We start from the raw sequence: 14,265 nt of genomic DNA on the forward strand, positions 1-14,265 counted from the left end.
GGAATCAGAAGCGCACGGACCAGCGTGCGTTTGCACCGTGGTCGCGGCTTTCGCTGCCGAACTGGCCGCTGTAGCCCAGCTCCAGCTGCTGTCGCGGTGTCAGCCAGGCTGACAGGCCGAGCTCTGCCACCACCGCGTTGTCGGCGATCGCTGCGCCGCTGACGGCGAAGGTGGTGCCGCCGTTGGCGAAGGCAAGGTTGGCAACCTGGCTGCGATCCCCCGAGGCACGGCGATAGCCGACGCCACCGCGCAGGTGCAGCCAGCTATCCTGCTGGAACGAAGCCTTCAGCCCCTTGTCGAAGCGCACGCCGGCGGTGGCGATCGTGGTTCCGGTGTCGTCCACCTTGCCCTGCAGCGCCGCCGCTCCGCCGCGTTCGTTGATGCGCTTGAGGTCCACTTCCACGCGCGCCACCTGCAGGTACGGTTCCAGCCCCGCTTCCGGGCCACCGAAGCGGTAACCGGCTTCGATGAAGGCCTGGCGGGTACGGGCGTCGTAGCGCGCGCTCAGGCTGTCACTGAAACCTGCGAAGGCGACATCACGCGTACTCTTCACCTCGTGCTTGCTCCACGCCACACCACCGCGCAAGCCGAAGCCGCCCCAGTTGTGGCTGGCATAGGCACCGAAGTGCGTGTTGTCGATCTTGGACTTGGCGCGGCGGTCCTGCTGCTTCACGTCGGTACGGCCGGTGCCGGCCAGAACGCCAACCTGCCAGCCGGAGAACTCGCGGTCGATGCCGACCAGCAGGCCGTTGCTGTTGGCTTCGGTGCGGGCGGTATTGAAGTCACCGTCCAGCTTGCTGTTGCCACCGATGGCCTGCACCCATGCACCCGTCGCATCACCCGCGTCGGTGCCGGGGGCCGCAGCGCCGGCACGGCGTGACAACGCGGCATCGCGCACGTAGCGGCTGCCCTCGACCAGGGCGATGGCCGTGGCCGGATGCAGCTCGCCGCTGAGACCGTCGAGCACGCCACCCACCTGCTGCGGGAACAGCTGGGTCAGCGGCTTGGGCAGGCCCTGGGCGATCGGCAGCAGGTCAGCCGCCGCCGCCACTGCACGCTGGTTGGGCGTATTGGCAGCCGTGGTCAGCGAGGCGCCACGGGCGACATCGATACGCGTGCCATTGGCCCCGTAGGCCAGGCTGAACTGCAGGAAGGGCGAGAACGCGCTGAAGTCGGTCTTGGCGAACTGGCCGCTGATGCCGCCGTCGGCACGCAGGAAGTTGAACTGTTCGCCGAGGTAGTACACGCCCGGTTCCGGCAGCGCGACCAGGGTGCCGCCGAGAGTGGCGGTGCCGGTCACATGCAGCTGGTCACTGCGGCCACCCGGTGCCAGCTCCGCTGCATAGACGCCGGTGGCGCCCTGCACGTAGTTGCCGTTGATGGTCAGCGTGCCGATCGAGTTGCCCGGCGCGATGATGCCGTCCACGCGGGTGTTGCCGAGCGTGCCGACGCCCTTCAACAGGCCATTGGCGCCGACCGTGGTGGTGCCACCGGTCTGGGTGCCGTTGAAGGACACCACGCCGCCGTTGACCACCAGGTTGCTGTTGTTCAGTACGCCGCTGGCGCTGACCGTGCTGACGCCACCGGTGCTGGTCAGGGCGGTGGAGACCAGGCTGCCGTTGAGCAGGAACCGGCCACCCTGGACCTCGACCGCCGACGTGAGCGTGTTGGCGCCGTTCAACTCCAGCGTACCGTCCTGCACCACGGCGCCGTTGAAGCTGTTGTTGCCGCTCAGACGCAGCCAGCCGATGCCGGATTTGGTCAGCTTGCCGGGGCCGCCGATGTCGTTGGCCCAGTTGTCCCAGGCATCACCTTCCCAGACCTTCAGGCCGCCGGCCTTCTGGTTCATCACCACAGTGGTGTCCACGCGCAGCGAGCCATAGCCCTCGATGGCCTTGCGCAGGTCGACCATGCCCCAGCCGTAGATTGCGTCGATACCCGGCGCGCCGAGATCGCGTGCGGTGGTCAGCAGCACGTCGCGGACCTGGGCGTTGTCCAGGTACGGGAAGCGCTCCATCAACAGACCAAGAGCGCCGGTGATGTGCGGCGCGGCCATCGACGTGCCGGTCTTGGTGCCGTAGACGTAGTTGGTGTTCTCGCTGTCGATGATCAGCCGCACGTAGGCGGAGGTGTTCTCGATGCGGCCCTGGATATCACCGGAGACGATAGTGCTGACGATGTCGGTGCCGGGGGCCGAGATGCACCAGTTGGCGGCAACGCCGCAGATGCTGGAACTGCCATCGATCACGTAGTCGGTTTCACCTGCGGCGGCATTGGGCCTGCGGACGTTGGCGACCGCCAGCCAGTACGGTTCCAGTTCGGGCTTCCAGCGCGGCATCGAGGCGGTGATGCCGGCAACCGCACCGCTGCCGTTGCCGGCCGACCACACCTGGATGAGGGTGGAAGCCGGGGTATCGCCGTTGCTGGTGTAGATGCTGCCGTACACGCCGTAGTCGGCACCGATGCTGGCGTACTGCTGGTCCAGCGCGGCGGCGGTCATGTTGCGCGTGGAAATGCCCCAGCTGTGGTTGATGGCGCGTACACCCTGCGCCTGGATCTGCGCGTACATGTCCAGCGTAGCGGCGTCATCCGGATCGGTGCGGTACACCGCGCGCGGGCGATAGAAATTGTCGGGGTCCAGGCGCCACTCGTAGTAGGTGTCACCGAACACGCGGGCGGTGGTGAGATCTGCACCAAAGGCCACGCCATGCATGCCGGTGCCATTGCGGTTGGCGCCGATGGTGCCAAGCACATGCGTTCCATGGTCGGCGTAGCTGAAGCCATAGGGCTGGCCGGCGGCGATCAGGCGTGCCGCGAGTGCGGCCGGAACGCCGGCGCCGAGTCCGTAGTAGTTGTAGCCGGGCTGTTCGCCGCGGGTCTGCCCGCAGGCACCGGTACCTGCGACGACACCTGGCGTCGCGCAGTCGGCACCGATGGTGATGCTGGAGGTATTGCGTCCTGCAAACTCTGGATGCGCAAGTGCGGAGCCCGAGTCGAACAGCGCCAGGCGCACGCCCTTGCCGGTAAGGCCGCGTGCATAGGCGTAGTCGGCGCCCATCGCACCCAGGCCCCAATCGGCGTTGAATTCATCGCTGCGCCAGCTGGCCGGATCGCCCGGGTTGCCGAGAACGGCGGTGCTGCTGGCGGCAGGTGCAGTGGCTGTGGCTGCAGGTGCGGTGCTTGCAGCGGGCTGCGCCCACGCAGCCTGCAGCTGGCGTTGCTGCTGCCAGGCATCAAGTGATTCGCTGGCCATGGCCGGCAATGCGGCGGCCAGCAGCAGCGAACTGGCGACGGCAAGCGCCAGTGGGCGGTGCGACAGGGAGCGGGACGAACGGCCGTACAGCGGGTGATTCATCGGACAACTTCCTTGGTTGACGGACAACAAGGCCGTTAACGCCAAGGCATGGCGAGATCCCCCAGTAATGTGAAGGGATTTTTATGAACGTGTTAATGTTTTGTGATTGGTGCGTGGCGTGGCTCCGCCATACAGAGCACCGTGATCTTTCCTTCCGAGGCCCTGGAACCGTCCATGCGTACTGAATTCCGTAAACCACAGTTGGCGATATTGGGTAGTGCCGATCCTGGCAGCGACGCGTTCCAACGGGCAGCTGAAGCAGGGCGTTTCCTGGCCATCCAGGGCATCACGGTCGTCAGTGGCTGTGGCAGCGCCGCTACGCGCGTGGCTGCCGAGCAGGCGATCGCCGCCGGTGGCCAGGTGCTCAGCGTCATTCCGGAAAGCAGCATGCCGCCGGCCGATTGGCCGGCCACGGTGGTGGTGCCCTGTGGCATGGGGGATGCGCGCAACCTCATCATGGCCCTGGCCGGTGATGCCTGCATCGTGATCGGCGGGCGTGCCGGCACGATCTCGGAGGTTTGCCTGGCCTGGCTGCACAAGCGGCCGCTGCTGCCGCTTGTGGGGACGGGTGGCTGGTCCGACGCGCTGCCGGACAACCCACCGGACGAGCGTGGCAATTCGCCGATCCTGCCGTGGCGCAACATTGATGAGCTGGCCGAGCAACTGCGTGTCCTGGGGTTGCTGCAACGCTGAGTCGAGCCGCATCTGCCTTCACCCAACGCCCCGTGTGCAGCGCTAAGGTGGCCGGGCTTGGGCTCACCAGGCTTATCAAGGAGCGATGTCGATGCGTACTTTCAGGAAAGTGATCGCCGGTGCCGTGTTCGCGTTGGCCTGCAGCGGCTCGGTGGCCGTGGCCGGACCGATTCCGCCCTGCGATCTGCCCTGCTGGAAGGCCTATCAGGCGTGTGTATCCGGCGGTGGTGATGCCATGGAATGCCAGTACGAATACGATCGATGTGTCATGGAGCGCTGCGGCGCGGTGTAAGCCCAGCCATGATCGGCTGATGACGGGCCCCGTCGGTGACGGGGCTCTTCTGTTTGCGCGCAGGGTCGGGCACTCTCGACGCATTCTTCATGGTGGAATGGAACATGGCCGTCAAGCGCGTCGTCGCCAACATCGCCACCCCCGACCCCGTGCGTGCCGCTGCGTTCTACGGCGAACTGCTTGGCATGCCGGTGGTGATGGACCATGGCTGGATCGTCACCCATGGCGGGCAGGGCAGTGCGCTGGCGCAGGTCAGCTTCGCCAGCGAAGGGGGTTCCGGCACACCGGTGCCGGACCTGTCGATCGAAGTGGACAACCTGCAGGAGGTGCTGGAGCGCATGCGCGCGGCCGGCATCGGGCTGGAATATGGCCCGGCCGACGAGCCTTGGGGCGTGCGGCGCTTCTTCGTCCGCGACCCGTTTGGTCGGTTGTTGAACATCCTCGCCCACGCCTGAGCGACGGCCAGCGCTTCAGCGCCGCGTGCCGCCACGCTTCGGGGCCGGCGACACGCCGACCATGCGCAGGCAATCGGCCACCACCGCCGCAATGAAGGTGTCGGCGTCCTGTGCTGGTGCAGCGATCAGATCGTCGGTGGCGCCGTGCACGCCGGCATAGATCAGCGAGGCTGTGACCTGCGGTGCCGGCAGCTGCCAAAGGCCCGCGTTGACACCTGCTTCGAGGATGCCGAGCAACTGCTGCTGGATCGCGTTGCGCTCGGCATTGCCGCGCTGGTGGTGGTGATGGTTGGCATACACGACGTCGTGCAGCGCGTGCGTGCGGACGTAGGTCACGATGTTGGCGCGGATCCAGGCGCGCAGGCGCGCCACGCCATCGTGGGCAGGCTGCTGCTGCACGGCGTGGTCGACCTCGGCCATGAACTGCTGCGTGTAGCGCAGTGCCAGCGCCTGCAGGATCTCGGTGCGCGAGGCGAAGTAGGTATAGAACGTGCCCTTGGCCACGTCGGCGGCGGCCACGATGTCGCTGATGGTGGTCGCTTCCACGCCCTGTGACAGGAACAGCGCCTGCGCGGCGTCCATCAGCTCTTCCTGGCGGGTTTCAGCGGGTTTGGTACGGGGCCTGGCGGCAGCGGGGATCTGCATGGGGCGGGGTCCGGGTGCGACGGTGCTCATTCTAGCCGTCCTCCCGCATTGACTGACCGCCAGTCATTGACCGACGGTCAGTCAGTCAACTACGATGCGCCCACATCCTCCCCCGGGATCTGTACATGCAACGCTTCCGACGGCCGGCTTTGGTGCTGGCGGCCTATCTGGGCACCTTCCTTGCTTCGCTGGACATCAGCATCGTCAACGTCGCGCTGCCGACACTGCAGCAGGCACTGCACACCGACATGGCGGGGCTGCAGTGGGTGATCAATGCGTATGCCATCGCCCTGTCGGCGGTGATGCTGTCGGCGGGACCACTGGGTGACCGCTACGGCCACCGCCGCATGTGGTTGCTCAGCGTGGCGACCTTCATCGCAGGCTCGCTGCTGTGTGCCTGCGCTGGCAGCCTGCCGGCACTGGTGGCGGGGCGGGCGGTGCAGGGTGTGGCCGGTGCCCTGCTGATTCCCAGTGCGATGCCGATCCTCAGCCATGCATTTCCCGAAGCACGCCCGCGTGCACGCGCGATCGGTGGCTGGTCGGCGTTCAGCGCGCTGGCGCTGGTGCTGGGGCCGCTGCTGGGCGGTGAACTGGTGCAGCGCGCCGGTTGGCCCAGCATCTTCCTGATCAACCTGCCGCTGGGCCTGCTTGCATTGGCGTTGGGGGCCTGGGGCATTCCGGAGCGGCGGCATCCGCAGCACGCCGCGCTGGACCCGGTCGGGCAGCTGCTCAGCATTGTCGCGCTGGGTGCGCTCAGCTATGGCCTGATCGCGATCGGCGAGCACGGGCCGCTGGCGCTTGCGACGCTGCTGGCACTCGGCATCGCGGTATTGGGCCTGGCGCTGTTTGCGTCGGTCGAGCGTCGCGTGATGCGGCCGCTGCTGCCGCTGGACCTGTTGGCGATGCCTGGCTTTGGCATGCTCAACCTGGCCTCGTTCGTCCTTGGATTCACCGCCTATGCCAGCCTGTTCTTCCTGTCGCTGTTCTTCCAGCAGGCGCAGGGCCACGATGCGGCGCAGGCGGGCTCGCAGCTGGTACCGCAGTTCCTGCTGATGGGCGTGGTGTCATTGTTGTTCGGCCGTCTGGTGGCACGCATCGGGCTGCATACCGCGCTGGTGTCGGGGTATGTACTGACCGGCGTGGCCCTGTGTGCGATCGCCACGTTTGCGCCGGGCACGGGACGTGGCCACGCCAGCGCCCTGCTGATGCTGCTCGGCGTTGGCATGGGCCTGGCGGTGCCGGCGACCGGTATGGCGGTGATGGCCTGTGTCCCCGTGGAGCGGGCTGGCATTGCGTCGGCCACGATGAACGCGCTGCGCCAGGCGGGCATGAGCCTGGGCATTGCACTGCTGGGCAGCCTGATGGGCCTGCGCGCGGTGCGACAGTTCGCTGCGGCCGCGCAGGCGGCAGGGCAACCCGCAGTGGCCGCACAGGCGCGCGCGCTGATCCTGCAGCCGTCGTCATTGCTGCCAGGGGCGCAGACGCTGGCCTGGTACCGCGGCGCCATGGCCAGCGGTTTCGGCTGGGCGATGGCCGTCGCCGGCGTGCTGGCCCTGCTGGCGGCGCTGGGTCTGTACCGCCAGCGCCAGCGCGCTTGAGCCCGCCGCAGTCAGCCCTGCTGGCGTTGCGCCCCCTCCTCCGTGGTTGGCGAAGGTTCGGCCACGTGCTGCTGTTGCTGCTGCCGTGCATTGGCGTGGCGCGCGTGCCCGCCTTCGCGGCCGATCGCTGCCATGTGCTGGCGATTGCGGCTGATCGCCTCGCCGCCCTTGCGGCCTGCCACGCGTGCCTCGGCCGGGCTGAACTCATGTGCATTGCCGGACGCATGCGCGGCGCGTCCACCCTTTGCGGCGATCGCGCGCTGCTTGTCCTGGTCCATCGAAGCGAAGCCGCGATGGGAGGTGCCGTGATGCTGGTCAGCCATGTGAAGGCTCCCGGTGCATGGAAGGGAAGCTCATCCTTGCGCGTGCCCGGCTAAGGGAGTGTCCGCGCCGGCGGCGCGGGCTTCACGCCACACCGCACTGCCTTTCACGGCGCAGCTACGCTGCTGCGAGGCGGGCGCGGCTTGGCTAGGATGGGCCGGCATGCCGGATGGCAACCCAGACAGGAAAGGACACCATGAACAGATTCGGATGGCTCGCACTGCTGGCCTGCGCTGCGCCGGCCCATGCGGACAACGTATTGCTGAGCGGTAGTTTCGTCCACTTCGGTTACTCGTCCACCGATGAGCAGTTGCCGGCGGCACAGTTGCCGATGTTCCTCGATGAACTGCAGGACCTGGGCAACGACACGCTCATCATCGGCCAGACCCGCGCCACGCGTGCCGGCGCGGGCTGCGCCAGCAGCGCGCAGGATTTCGAATGGATCGCCGGCTTCCCGGCCAAGCTGGGAACGGTACTGGACGCCGCCGCGGCGCGCGGGATGAAGGTCGTGGTCGGCACCACCTACAGTTCGGGCCAGTGCGCGACGTTCTGGCAGGGGGCGAACGCCGCAGCGGTGGCGCAGGATGCAGCACAGTCAATGGCGCTGCTGGCCCAGCACTACGCAGCGCATCCGGCATTCGGCGGCTGGTACATCACCGATGAGCCCGCGCAGGTGCCGGCCGATCGTGTGTCCTTCTACCGCGCGATCGTCTCAACACTGAAAGCGGCGACGCCGTCCAGGCCGGTGATGGTGGCGCCCTATCTGGCGTCGTCCAGCGTCGACCCGGCCAGTGTGGCCAGCGCTGCAGCGCGGTTCCGCACCGCCACGGGGGTCGACGTGCAGATCTGGCAGGACGGCATCGGCGCGGCGTCGCACGCGAAACTGTTCCAGTGGGATCGACCGGGCTACTCCACCGAGCAGTACTACCAGGCGTTGTCGGCGCAGCTGGGCGCCAGCGCCGTGTGGGCCGACATCGAGCTGTTCAACCATGGCAGCCCGCTGTTCCTGGACACCGGCAACGGCCTGTCCGGTGCATACCGGTCGGCGTCGGTGCAGCGCATCAACCAGCAGTTGTGGAGTGCGCGTTCGGCTGGCAAGCGCGTTGCCTGGCTCAACCAGTACCACATGTCCGAAGTGGTCGGCCCCGGCCAGGGCTACGGCGAGGCGCCGCGGATGATGAACACCTATCGCGGGTTGTACGGGTTGGGTGCCTCGTACCTCGTCGATCCGGTGCAGACCACCTATCGCTACAGCGTGGCGCCGGCAGCCAGCTATCCCGACAGCAGCGGCCATGAGTTGTTCGACCGCCGTGTAGGCGACCCGCGCAATCCGATGGACGCGGGCTGGGTAGGCGTGCACGGCAACGTCAGCATCACCATCGACCTCGGCCAGCGCCGACGGGTCGACTGGATCGGCCTGCACACGATGACCCGCCCGGCCTGGGGCATCGTCACGCCGACGTCGGTGCAGGTGATGTGCGCCGAGCCGGGAACTGCCGCCGTCCCGATCGGCACGCTGTCGGCACCCTTCACCCAGTCCGGCGTGATGGGCTCGACCGAAGAGGAGTACGTGCTCGGCAATGCAGCCCCCCTGGCTGCGCAATGCCGCACGCTGGAGCTGCGCGTGGCCAACGGCAGCTGGACCTTCCTCAGCGAGATCGAGATGGCCGCAGAGCAGTAGCGCTTCAGCGCCGGCGGGCGTCCTGCAGGCGCTGTGCGAAGGGCCGTTGTTCGAGCGCCACCAGTGCTTCGCGCAGCACCTGCTCCAGCGACTGGCCCAGATCGGCATCGAGGCTGCGTGCCGCCACTGCGGTGGCCTGCCATTGCGCCTGCAGCACAGGCATCGCGCGCTGCGCGCGTGGGCTCAACTGCAGGATGCGTTCGCGCCCGTCGTCACCGTTGGCAGTGTGCAGCCAACCATCGCGCACCATCGCCGCCACGGTCTGGCTGAGCGCCGAATGGCTGAGCCCGCAGGCCAGCGCGAGGTCCTTGATCCGGCAGGGGCCCTGCGCCATCAGCGTGCGCAGCACCGGCGTGTAGCGCGGCCGGTAGTCCAGGCGCAGGTCCTGGTAGGCCTGCTCGACGGCCGGGTCCAGCTGGTCGAGCAGGGCGCGCAGCAGGGTACCCAGCGTGGCGTGTTGGAGATCCATGACCGGGATGATATATAAGCACTTATATATCTTCAATGCGGGGTGGATGATGGCGCTCTCCTGGATGCTCGGCGCGTTGCTGGCGGCGGCCTGCCCCGCGCAGGACGGGGTCCTGCAGGCGGCCGCCAGCGCCGTGCAGGCGCAGTACCTGGACGAGGCGCAGGGCGCCCGCATCGCCGACGCCCTGCGCAGCTGGTCGACGCAGCAGCGCTATGCGGACAGCTGCTCGGATCCTGCTGCGTTCAGCGCACGCCTGAACCAGGACCTGGACATGTTCGATGGCCACTTCCACGTTGAACGCGTGGACGCGGCGGCCGGCCAGGACGACTGGTTGATGGCCTGGCGCGCCGATGCCCGCAGCAACGGCGCCGGCGTGCGCGAGGTGCGGGTGCTGGAGGGCAACGTTGGCTACCTGCGGTTGAGTACCTTCTATCCGCTGGATCTGGCGCGGCCGAAGCTTGCTGCGGCCTTCATGCTGCTGGCCGACACCGATGGCCTGGTGCTGGACCTGCGCCAGAACGGCGGCGGCGACGATGCAAGTGCCGATCTGCTGGTACGGACGCTGCTGGACGCGAAGATCGGCACGGTGCAGCAGCTGGACCAGCGCGGCCGGCGCACGCCGGTACCGCTGCCGCCGGCGAGCCTGCCCGCCTACCTGAAACCGCTGGTGGTGCTGATCGACCGCCGCACCGGTTCGGCCGCCGAGTTCGTCGCCTACTCGCTGCAGGCCTTGGGTCGCGCGCGGATTGTCGGCACGCGCAGTGGCGGCGCAGCGCATATGTTTAGTGATCCTGTGCTGCTGCCCGATGGCTATCAGATCAGCATTCCCGACCGGCAACCCATCAATCTGCGCACCGGTGGCAACTGGGAAGGCACCGGCGTGAGGCCTGATGTGGCCGGCGGCGACGATCCGCTGTTCATCGCGCGGCAACTGCTGGCGCCTGCGAAGTCGTCAAGATGAACGCACGATTGCATGGCTGTCCTATCGCAGATGCGCGAATGCATGCCTAGAATCGAGGCATCCCGGTAGTTCCCGGGCGCTTCGAGTGAATGGACTCAATGAAGATTCTGTTGACCGGCAGTTCCGGGCGCATCGGGCGCGCGATCTTCGGTGCATTGGCGGCCGCCCACGAAGTGGTGGGGCTGGACCGCAGCCCGTTCGCCACCACGCGCATCATTGCCGATGTCACCGACCGCCAGGCCGTCGCACGCGCGGTAAAGGGCGTGGACGCGGTCATCCATACCGCGGCCCTGCATGCCCCGCATGTTGGCCTGGTGCCGGACGCGGTGTTCCAGCAGATCAACGTGGAGGCAACCGCGCACCTGCTGCAGGCCGCACGCGAAGCCGGCGCACGGCGTTTCGTGCTGACCAGCACCACGGCGCTGTACGGCCATGCCGTGGTAGCCGGTGGCTGCCGCTGGATCGACGAAGACACCGAGCCGCTGCCGCGCACGATCTACCACCGCACCAAGCTGCAGGCCGAGACCCTGGCTGAAGCTGCCGCCACGCCGGGCTTCAGCGTTCGCGTGCTGCGCATGGGCCGGTGCTTCCCGGAACCGCCCGAACGGATGGCGATGTTCCGCCTGCATCGCGGCATCGACGCCCGCGATGTGGCCAGCGCACATGCTGCACTGCTGCTCGACGAAGGCGCCCGTTTCGCCCGCTACCTCGCCTGCGCGCCGACGCCGTTCCGGCGCGAGGACTGCCTGGAACTGGCCACCCACCCGCGCAGCGTGCTGGCCCGCCGCGCGCCGCAGCTGCTGGCCGAGTTCGAACGCCGTGGCTGGCCGCTGCCATTGAGCATCGACCGTGTCTACGACAGTGCCCGCCTGCGCAGCGAGCTGGGCTGGCAACCGTGCTTCGGGCCGGACGACGTGCTGCAGCAGTACGCCGTCGGCAGCATCGAGGTACTGCCGCGCGCGCAGTGGATCAAGGACCGCGTGGCCGAGTGAGGTCATCGCGACGGGCGGGTAGCTGACCCGACCCTGAGCAGATTCAGGAATGTGCAGGCCGGTCGCCTCAACCTCGTTGGCGGGCGGCCGCTAACCCGGTGCGCTTCCAGCGCCGGGACCACCCCGGCGGCCGGTGGCCTGCGCGACGGATCGCGCGCCTGCGCGGTGCCTTCGTGGTGCCGGTCGTCCTGAACTGCCTTGCGGACCCTCCCATGTCTTCTTCCCGCTCCGCCGCTGCCCGCCGCCCGGGTAGCATCGCCCACAAGCTGATGCTGGGCACCGCCGCGATCGCGCTGCTGTGCTTCGGCCTGACCGCGTTCCTGATCTACCGACAGGCCAGCGCCAGCCTGATCAGCGCTTCGCGCCAGACCATGACCAGCGAGGCCACCGCCGAAGCGCGCCAGGTCTCGGCCGATCTGGGCACCGCCTTCGCCAGCAATGACGCCATGGTCGAGACCGTGCTGGCCCAGCGCGCCCGTGGCGATGTGCCCGATCGCGCCAGCCTGGCCGCCGTGCTGGGTGAGCAGCTGCGCACCCATCCGGAATGGCTGGGCAAGAGCACCATGTGGGAGGCCGACGCCTTCGACGGCAAGGATGCCGCGTTCGTCAACACCGAAGCGCACGACGCCACCGGCCGCTACATGAGCTACTGGGCCTGGCATGACGGCAAGCCGCAGCAGTCGCAGATGACCGACTACACCGAGACTGCCAGTGGTTCCGGTGACTGGTACATCGTGCCCAGCCGCGACAAGCTTCCCAAGGTCAGCGAGCCCTATGCCTATGACATCGCCGGGCAGCAGGTGCTGATGAGTACGCTGAGCACGCCGATCATCGAGAACGACAAGTTCCTCGGTGTATTCACCGTCGACTTCTCGCTGGCGGCACTGCAGAGGCACCTGGCCACGCTGAAGCCGATGGGGGCCGGCCGGATCGAACTGCTGTCGCCGAAGGGCGTGGTGCTGGCCTCGGCCAACGCCGCCGAAATCGGCAAGCCGCGTAACGATGCACTGACCCGCAGCATGCTGACCGAGATCGCCGCCGACCGCCCGTTCGAGGCCTTCAGCCCCGATGCGGCCGGCAACGTGCGCGTGTATGTGCCGCTGCGCGTGGGCGATGCCCCGCAGCGCTTCGCGCTGGGCGTGGTGATGCCGCATGCGGTGATCGTGGCCGAAGCGCGCCAGCTGCTGTGGCTGACCCTGCTGGTCGGCGTGATCGCCGCGCTGACCCTCAGCGCCGGTGTCTATGTACTGCTGCGCCGCCTGGCGATCCGCCCGCTGGCCGAAGCGGTGCGCGTGGCCGGCGACGTCGCCGCCGGCAAGCTGGACAGCACGTTGCCGGCGCGCAGCAATGACGAAGTGGGGCGCCTGCTGGACGCGATGCAGGGCATGCGCGGCCAGCTGCAAGCGGTGATGGCCGCGCAGGCCGAAATGGCGCGCCGCCACGATGCCGGTGAACTCAGCTACCGCATGGATGCCGCGGCGTTCCCGGGCGAGTACGGCCGCATGGTGGCCGACAGCAACCAGCTGGTGGCGTCCAGCAATGCGGTCACCCAGCGCCTGGTTGAAGTGATGCAGCGTTATGCCGTGGGCGACCTCAGCGTGGACATGGAAGCGCTGCCGGGCGAGAAGGCGGTGTTCACCGCCGCGATGGCGACCACCAAGAGCAACCTGGCCGCGATCAACGAGCAGATCCAGCAGCTGGCCGCCGCTGCCGCCGCCGGTGATTTCGCCGTGCGCGGTGATGCACTGCGCTTCGACCACGATTTCCGCCGCATGGTGGAGACCCTGAACACGATGATGCAGGTCAGCGACCACAACCTGGCGGCGCTGTCGACGCTGCTGCGCGCGATCGCCGCCGGTGACCTCAGCGCCCGCATGCAGGGCGACTTCCACGGGGTGTTCGCAGTGATGCGCGACGATGCCAACAGCACCGTGCAGCAGCTGACCCAGATCGTCGGCCAGATCCAGCAGTCGGCGGCCAGCATCCGCCTGGCCGCCGGCGAGATCGCCGCCGGCAACAGCGATCTGTCGCGGCGCACCGAACAGCAGGCCGCCAACCTGGAAGAAACGGCCGCGTCGATGGAAGAGCTGACGTCCACCGTGCGCCAGAATGCCGATCACGCGCTGCAGGCCAACACGCTGGCCGGTTCCGCGGCGGGCGTGGCCAGCGAAGGTGGCCAGGTGGTCAGCCAGGTGGTGCACACCATGGAGCAGATCGAAGCGTCGTCGCAGCGCATCGCCGAGATCATCTCGGTGATCGATGGCATCGCCTTCCAGACCAATATCCTTGCGCTGAACGCGGCAGTGGAAGCGGCGCGCGCCGGTGAGCAGGGCCGCGGCTTCGCCGTGGTCGCCAGCGAAGTGCGCGCACTGGCGCAGCGCTCGGCCGGTGCGGCCAAGGAGATCAAGGAGCTGATCGACGCCTCGGTGGCGCAGGTGGGTGCCGGTGCGCAGCTGGTGCACGGCGCGGGCCGCACCATGCAGGAAATCGTCGGCCAGGTCGGCCGGGTCAACGAGATCATGGCCGAGATCTCGGCGGCCTCGCGCGAGCAGTCGGCCGGCATCGAGCAGGTCAACCAGACCGTGGTGCAGATGGACGAAACCACCCAGCAGAACGCCGCGCTGGTGGAGGAAGCCAGCGCCGCCGCGCGGGCGATGGAAGAGCAGGCCGAGCAGCTGGCGGTGGCGGTATCGCGCTTCCGCCTGCAGGCCGAGCCGCAGGTGCCGTCACGCCGCGCAGCCTGAGGCACTGCATGAACGATGACGCCCGGCCAAGGCCGGGCGTCATCGTTGCTCTCGCTGGT

At 68.1% G+C, this 14,265-nt stretch carries 12 protein-coding genes; 8 read left to right on the forward strand and 4 right to left on the reverse strand.

Annotated features, from left to right (window positions below; translation table 11 throughout):
* Positions 1-4: 4 nt before the first annotated feature.
* Complete coding sequence (locus ACXI0D_RS14500; RefSeq protein WP_479642723.1) at positions 5-3,355, reverse strand: autotransporter domain-containing protein; 3,351 nt, start codon at positions 3,353-3,355, stop codon at positions 5-7.
* A gap of 174 nt (positions 3,356-3,529) precedes the next feature.
* Here ACXI0D_RS14500 and ACXI0D_RS14505 point away from each other — a divergent pair, with 174 nt between their 5' ends.
* The 3 genes from ACXI0D_RS14505 (at position 3,530) to ACXI0D_RS14515 (ending at position 4,795) form a co-directional block, all read left to right on the forward strand.
* Positions 3,530-4,048 carry an SLOG cluster 4 domain-containing protein gene (locus ACXI0D_RS14505; RefSeq protein ID WP_049443301.1) on the forward strand — a complete coding sequence of 173 codons (519 nt, stop codon included), beginning with the start codon at positions 3,530-3,532 and terminating at the stop codon, positions 4,046-4,048.
* 91 nt (positions 4,049-4,139) lie between these two features.
* Positions 4,140-4,340, forward strand: a complete 201-nt coding sequence (locus tag ACXI0D_RS14510) for a hypothetical protein (RefSeq protein WP_049443328.1) — start codon at positions 4,140-4,142, stop codon at positions 4,338-4,340.
* A gap of 104 nt (positions 4,341-4,444) precedes the next feature.
* Complete coding sequence (locus ACXI0D_RS14515; RefSeq protein ID WP_049443329.1) at positions 4,445-4,795, forward strand: VOC family protein; 351 nt, start codon at positions 4,445-4,447, stop codon at positions 4,793-4,795.
* Between the two features lie 15 nt (positions 4,796-4,810).
* On the opposite strand, the gene ACXI0D_RS14520 is transcribed toward ACXI0D_RS14515, so the two are convergent.
* Positions 4,811-5,440 carry a TetR/AcrR family transcriptional regulator gene (locus ACXI0D_RS14520; protein ID WP_049443302.1) on the reverse strand — a complete coding sequence of 210 codons (630 nt, stop codon included), beginning with the start codon at positions 5,438-5,440 and terminating at the stop codon, positions 4,811-4,813.
* A gap of 125 nt (positions 5,441-5,565) precedes the next feature.
* Here ACXI0D_RS14520 and ACXI0D_RS14525 point away from each other — a divergent pair, with 125 nt between their 5' ends.
* Positions 5,566-7,038, forward strand: a complete 1,473-nt coding sequence (locus ACXI0D_RS14525; RefSeq protein WP_049443303.1) for an MFS transporter — start codon at positions 5,566-5,568, stop codon at positions 7,036-7,038.
* 11 nt (positions 7,039-7,049) lie between these two features.
* On the opposite strand, the gene ACXI0D_RS14530 is transcribed toward ACXI0D_RS14525, so the two are convergent.
* A complete protein-coding gene (locus ACXI0D_RS14530) occupies positions 7,050-7,361 on the reverse strand; it encodes a KGG domain-containing protein (RefSeq protein ID WP_049443304.1) in 312 nt (103 codons plus the stop codon).
* Positions 7,362-7,555: 194 nt separating this feature from the next.
* Between ACXI0D_RS14530 and ACXI0D_RS14535 the strand changes: the two genes are divergently transcribed.
* Positions 7,556-9,040: a DUF4434 domain-containing protein gene (locus tag ACXI0D_RS14535; RefSeq protein WP_049443305.1), complete on the forward strand. Its 1,485-nt coding sequence runs from the start codon at positions 7,556-7,558 to the stop codon at positions 9,038-9,040.
* A 4-nt stretch (positions 9,041-9,044) separates the two neighbouring features.
* On the opposite strand, the gene ACXI0D_RS14540 is transcribed toward ACXI0D_RS14535, so the two are convergent.
* Complete coding sequence (locus tag ACXI0D_RS14540) at positions 9,045-9,509, reverse strand: MarR family winged helix-turn-helix transcriptional regulator (protein ID WP_049443306.1); 465 nt, start codon at positions 9,507-9,509, stop codon at positions 9,045-9,047.
* A 49-nt stretch (positions 9,510-9,558) separates the two neighbouring features.
* Between ACXI0D_RS14540 and ACXI0D_RS14545 the strand changes: the two genes are divergently transcribed.
* The 3 genes from ACXI0D_RS14545 (at position 9,559) to ACXI0D_RS14555 (ending at position 14,206) form a co-directional block, all read left to right on the forward strand.
* Positions 9,559-10,470, forward strand: a complete 912-nt coding sequence (locus ACXI0D_RS14545) for a S41 family peptidase (protein WP_119007004.1) — start codon at positions 9,559-9,561, stop codon at positions 10,468-10,470.
* Between the two features lie 98 nt (positions 10,471-10,568).
* A complete protein-coding gene (locus ACXI0D_RS14550) occupies positions 10,569-11,462 on the forward strand; it encodes an NAD-dependent epimerase/dehydratase family protein (protein ID WP_014038589.1) in 894 nt (297 codons plus the stop codon).
* 212 nt (positions 11,463-11,674) lie between these two features.
* Positions 11,675-14,206, forward strand: coding sequence for a methyl-accepting chemotaxis protein (locus ACXI0D_RS14555; protein ID WP_119006806.1), 2,532 nt, complete (start codon positions 11,675-11,677; stop codon positions 14,204-14,206).
* The last annotated feature ends 59 nt before the right edge of the window (positions 14,207-14,265 follow it).

It is taken from the genome of Stenotrophomonas sp. C9D9 (assembly GCF_056491205.1).

What these genes read in the sequence shown, in the direction of transcription:
- ACXI0D_RS14500 (WP_479642723.1), bottom strand. Translation starts at nt 3,355, where the DNA reads ATGAATCACCCGCTGTACGGCCGTTCGTCCCGCTCCCTGTCGCACCGC.
- ACXI0D_RS14505 (WP_049443301.1), top strand. Translation starts at nt 3,530, where the DNA reads ATGCGTACTGAATTCCGTAAACCACAGTTGGCGATATTGGGTAGTGCC.
- ACXI0D_RS14510 (WP_049443328.1), top strand. Translation starts at nt 4,140, where the DNA reads ATGCGTACTTTCAGGAAAGTGATCGCCGGTGCCGTGTTCGCGTTGGCC.
- ACXI0D_RS14515 (WP_049443329.1), top strand. Translation starts at nt 4,445, where the DNA reads ATGGCCGTCAAGCGCGTCGTCGCCAACATCGCCACCCCCGACCCCGTG.
- ACXI0D_RS14520 (WP_049443302.1), bottom strand. Translation starts at nt 5,440, where the DNA reads ATGCAGATCCCCGCTGCCGCCAGGCCCCGTACCAAACCCGCTGAAACC.
- ACXI0D_RS14525 (WP_049443303.1), top strand. Translation starts at nt 5,566, where the DNA reads ATGCAACGCTTCCGACGGCCGGCTTTGGTGCTGGCGGCCTATCTGGGC.
- ACXI0D_RS14530 (WP_049443304.1), bottom strand. Translation starts at nt 7,361, where the DNA reads ATGGCTGACCAGCATCACGGCACCTCCCATCGCGGCTTCGCTTCGATG.
- ACXI0D_RS14535 (WP_049443305.1), top strand. Translation starts at nt 7,556, where the DNA reads ATGAACAGATTCGGATGGCTCGCACTGCTGGCCTGCGCTGCGCCGGCC.
- ACXI0D_RS14540 (WP_049443306.1), bottom strand. Translation starts at nt 9,509, where the DNA reads ATGGATCTCCAACACGCCACGCTGGGTACCCTGCTGCGCGCCCTGCTC.
- ACXI0D_RS14545 (WP_119007004.1), top strand. Translation starts at nt 9,559, where the DNA reads ATGGCGCTCTCCTGGATGCTCGGCGCGTTGCTGGCGGCGGCCTGCCCC.
- ACXI0D_RS14550 (WP_014038589.1), top strand. Translation starts at nt 10,569, where the DNA reads ATGAAGATTCTGTTGACCGGCAGTTCCGGGCGCATCGGGCGCGCGATC.
- ACXI0D_RS14555 (WP_119006806.1), top strand. Translation starts at nt 11,675, where the DNA reads ATGTCTTCTTCCCGCTCCGCCGCTGCCCGCCGCCCGGGTAGCATCGCC.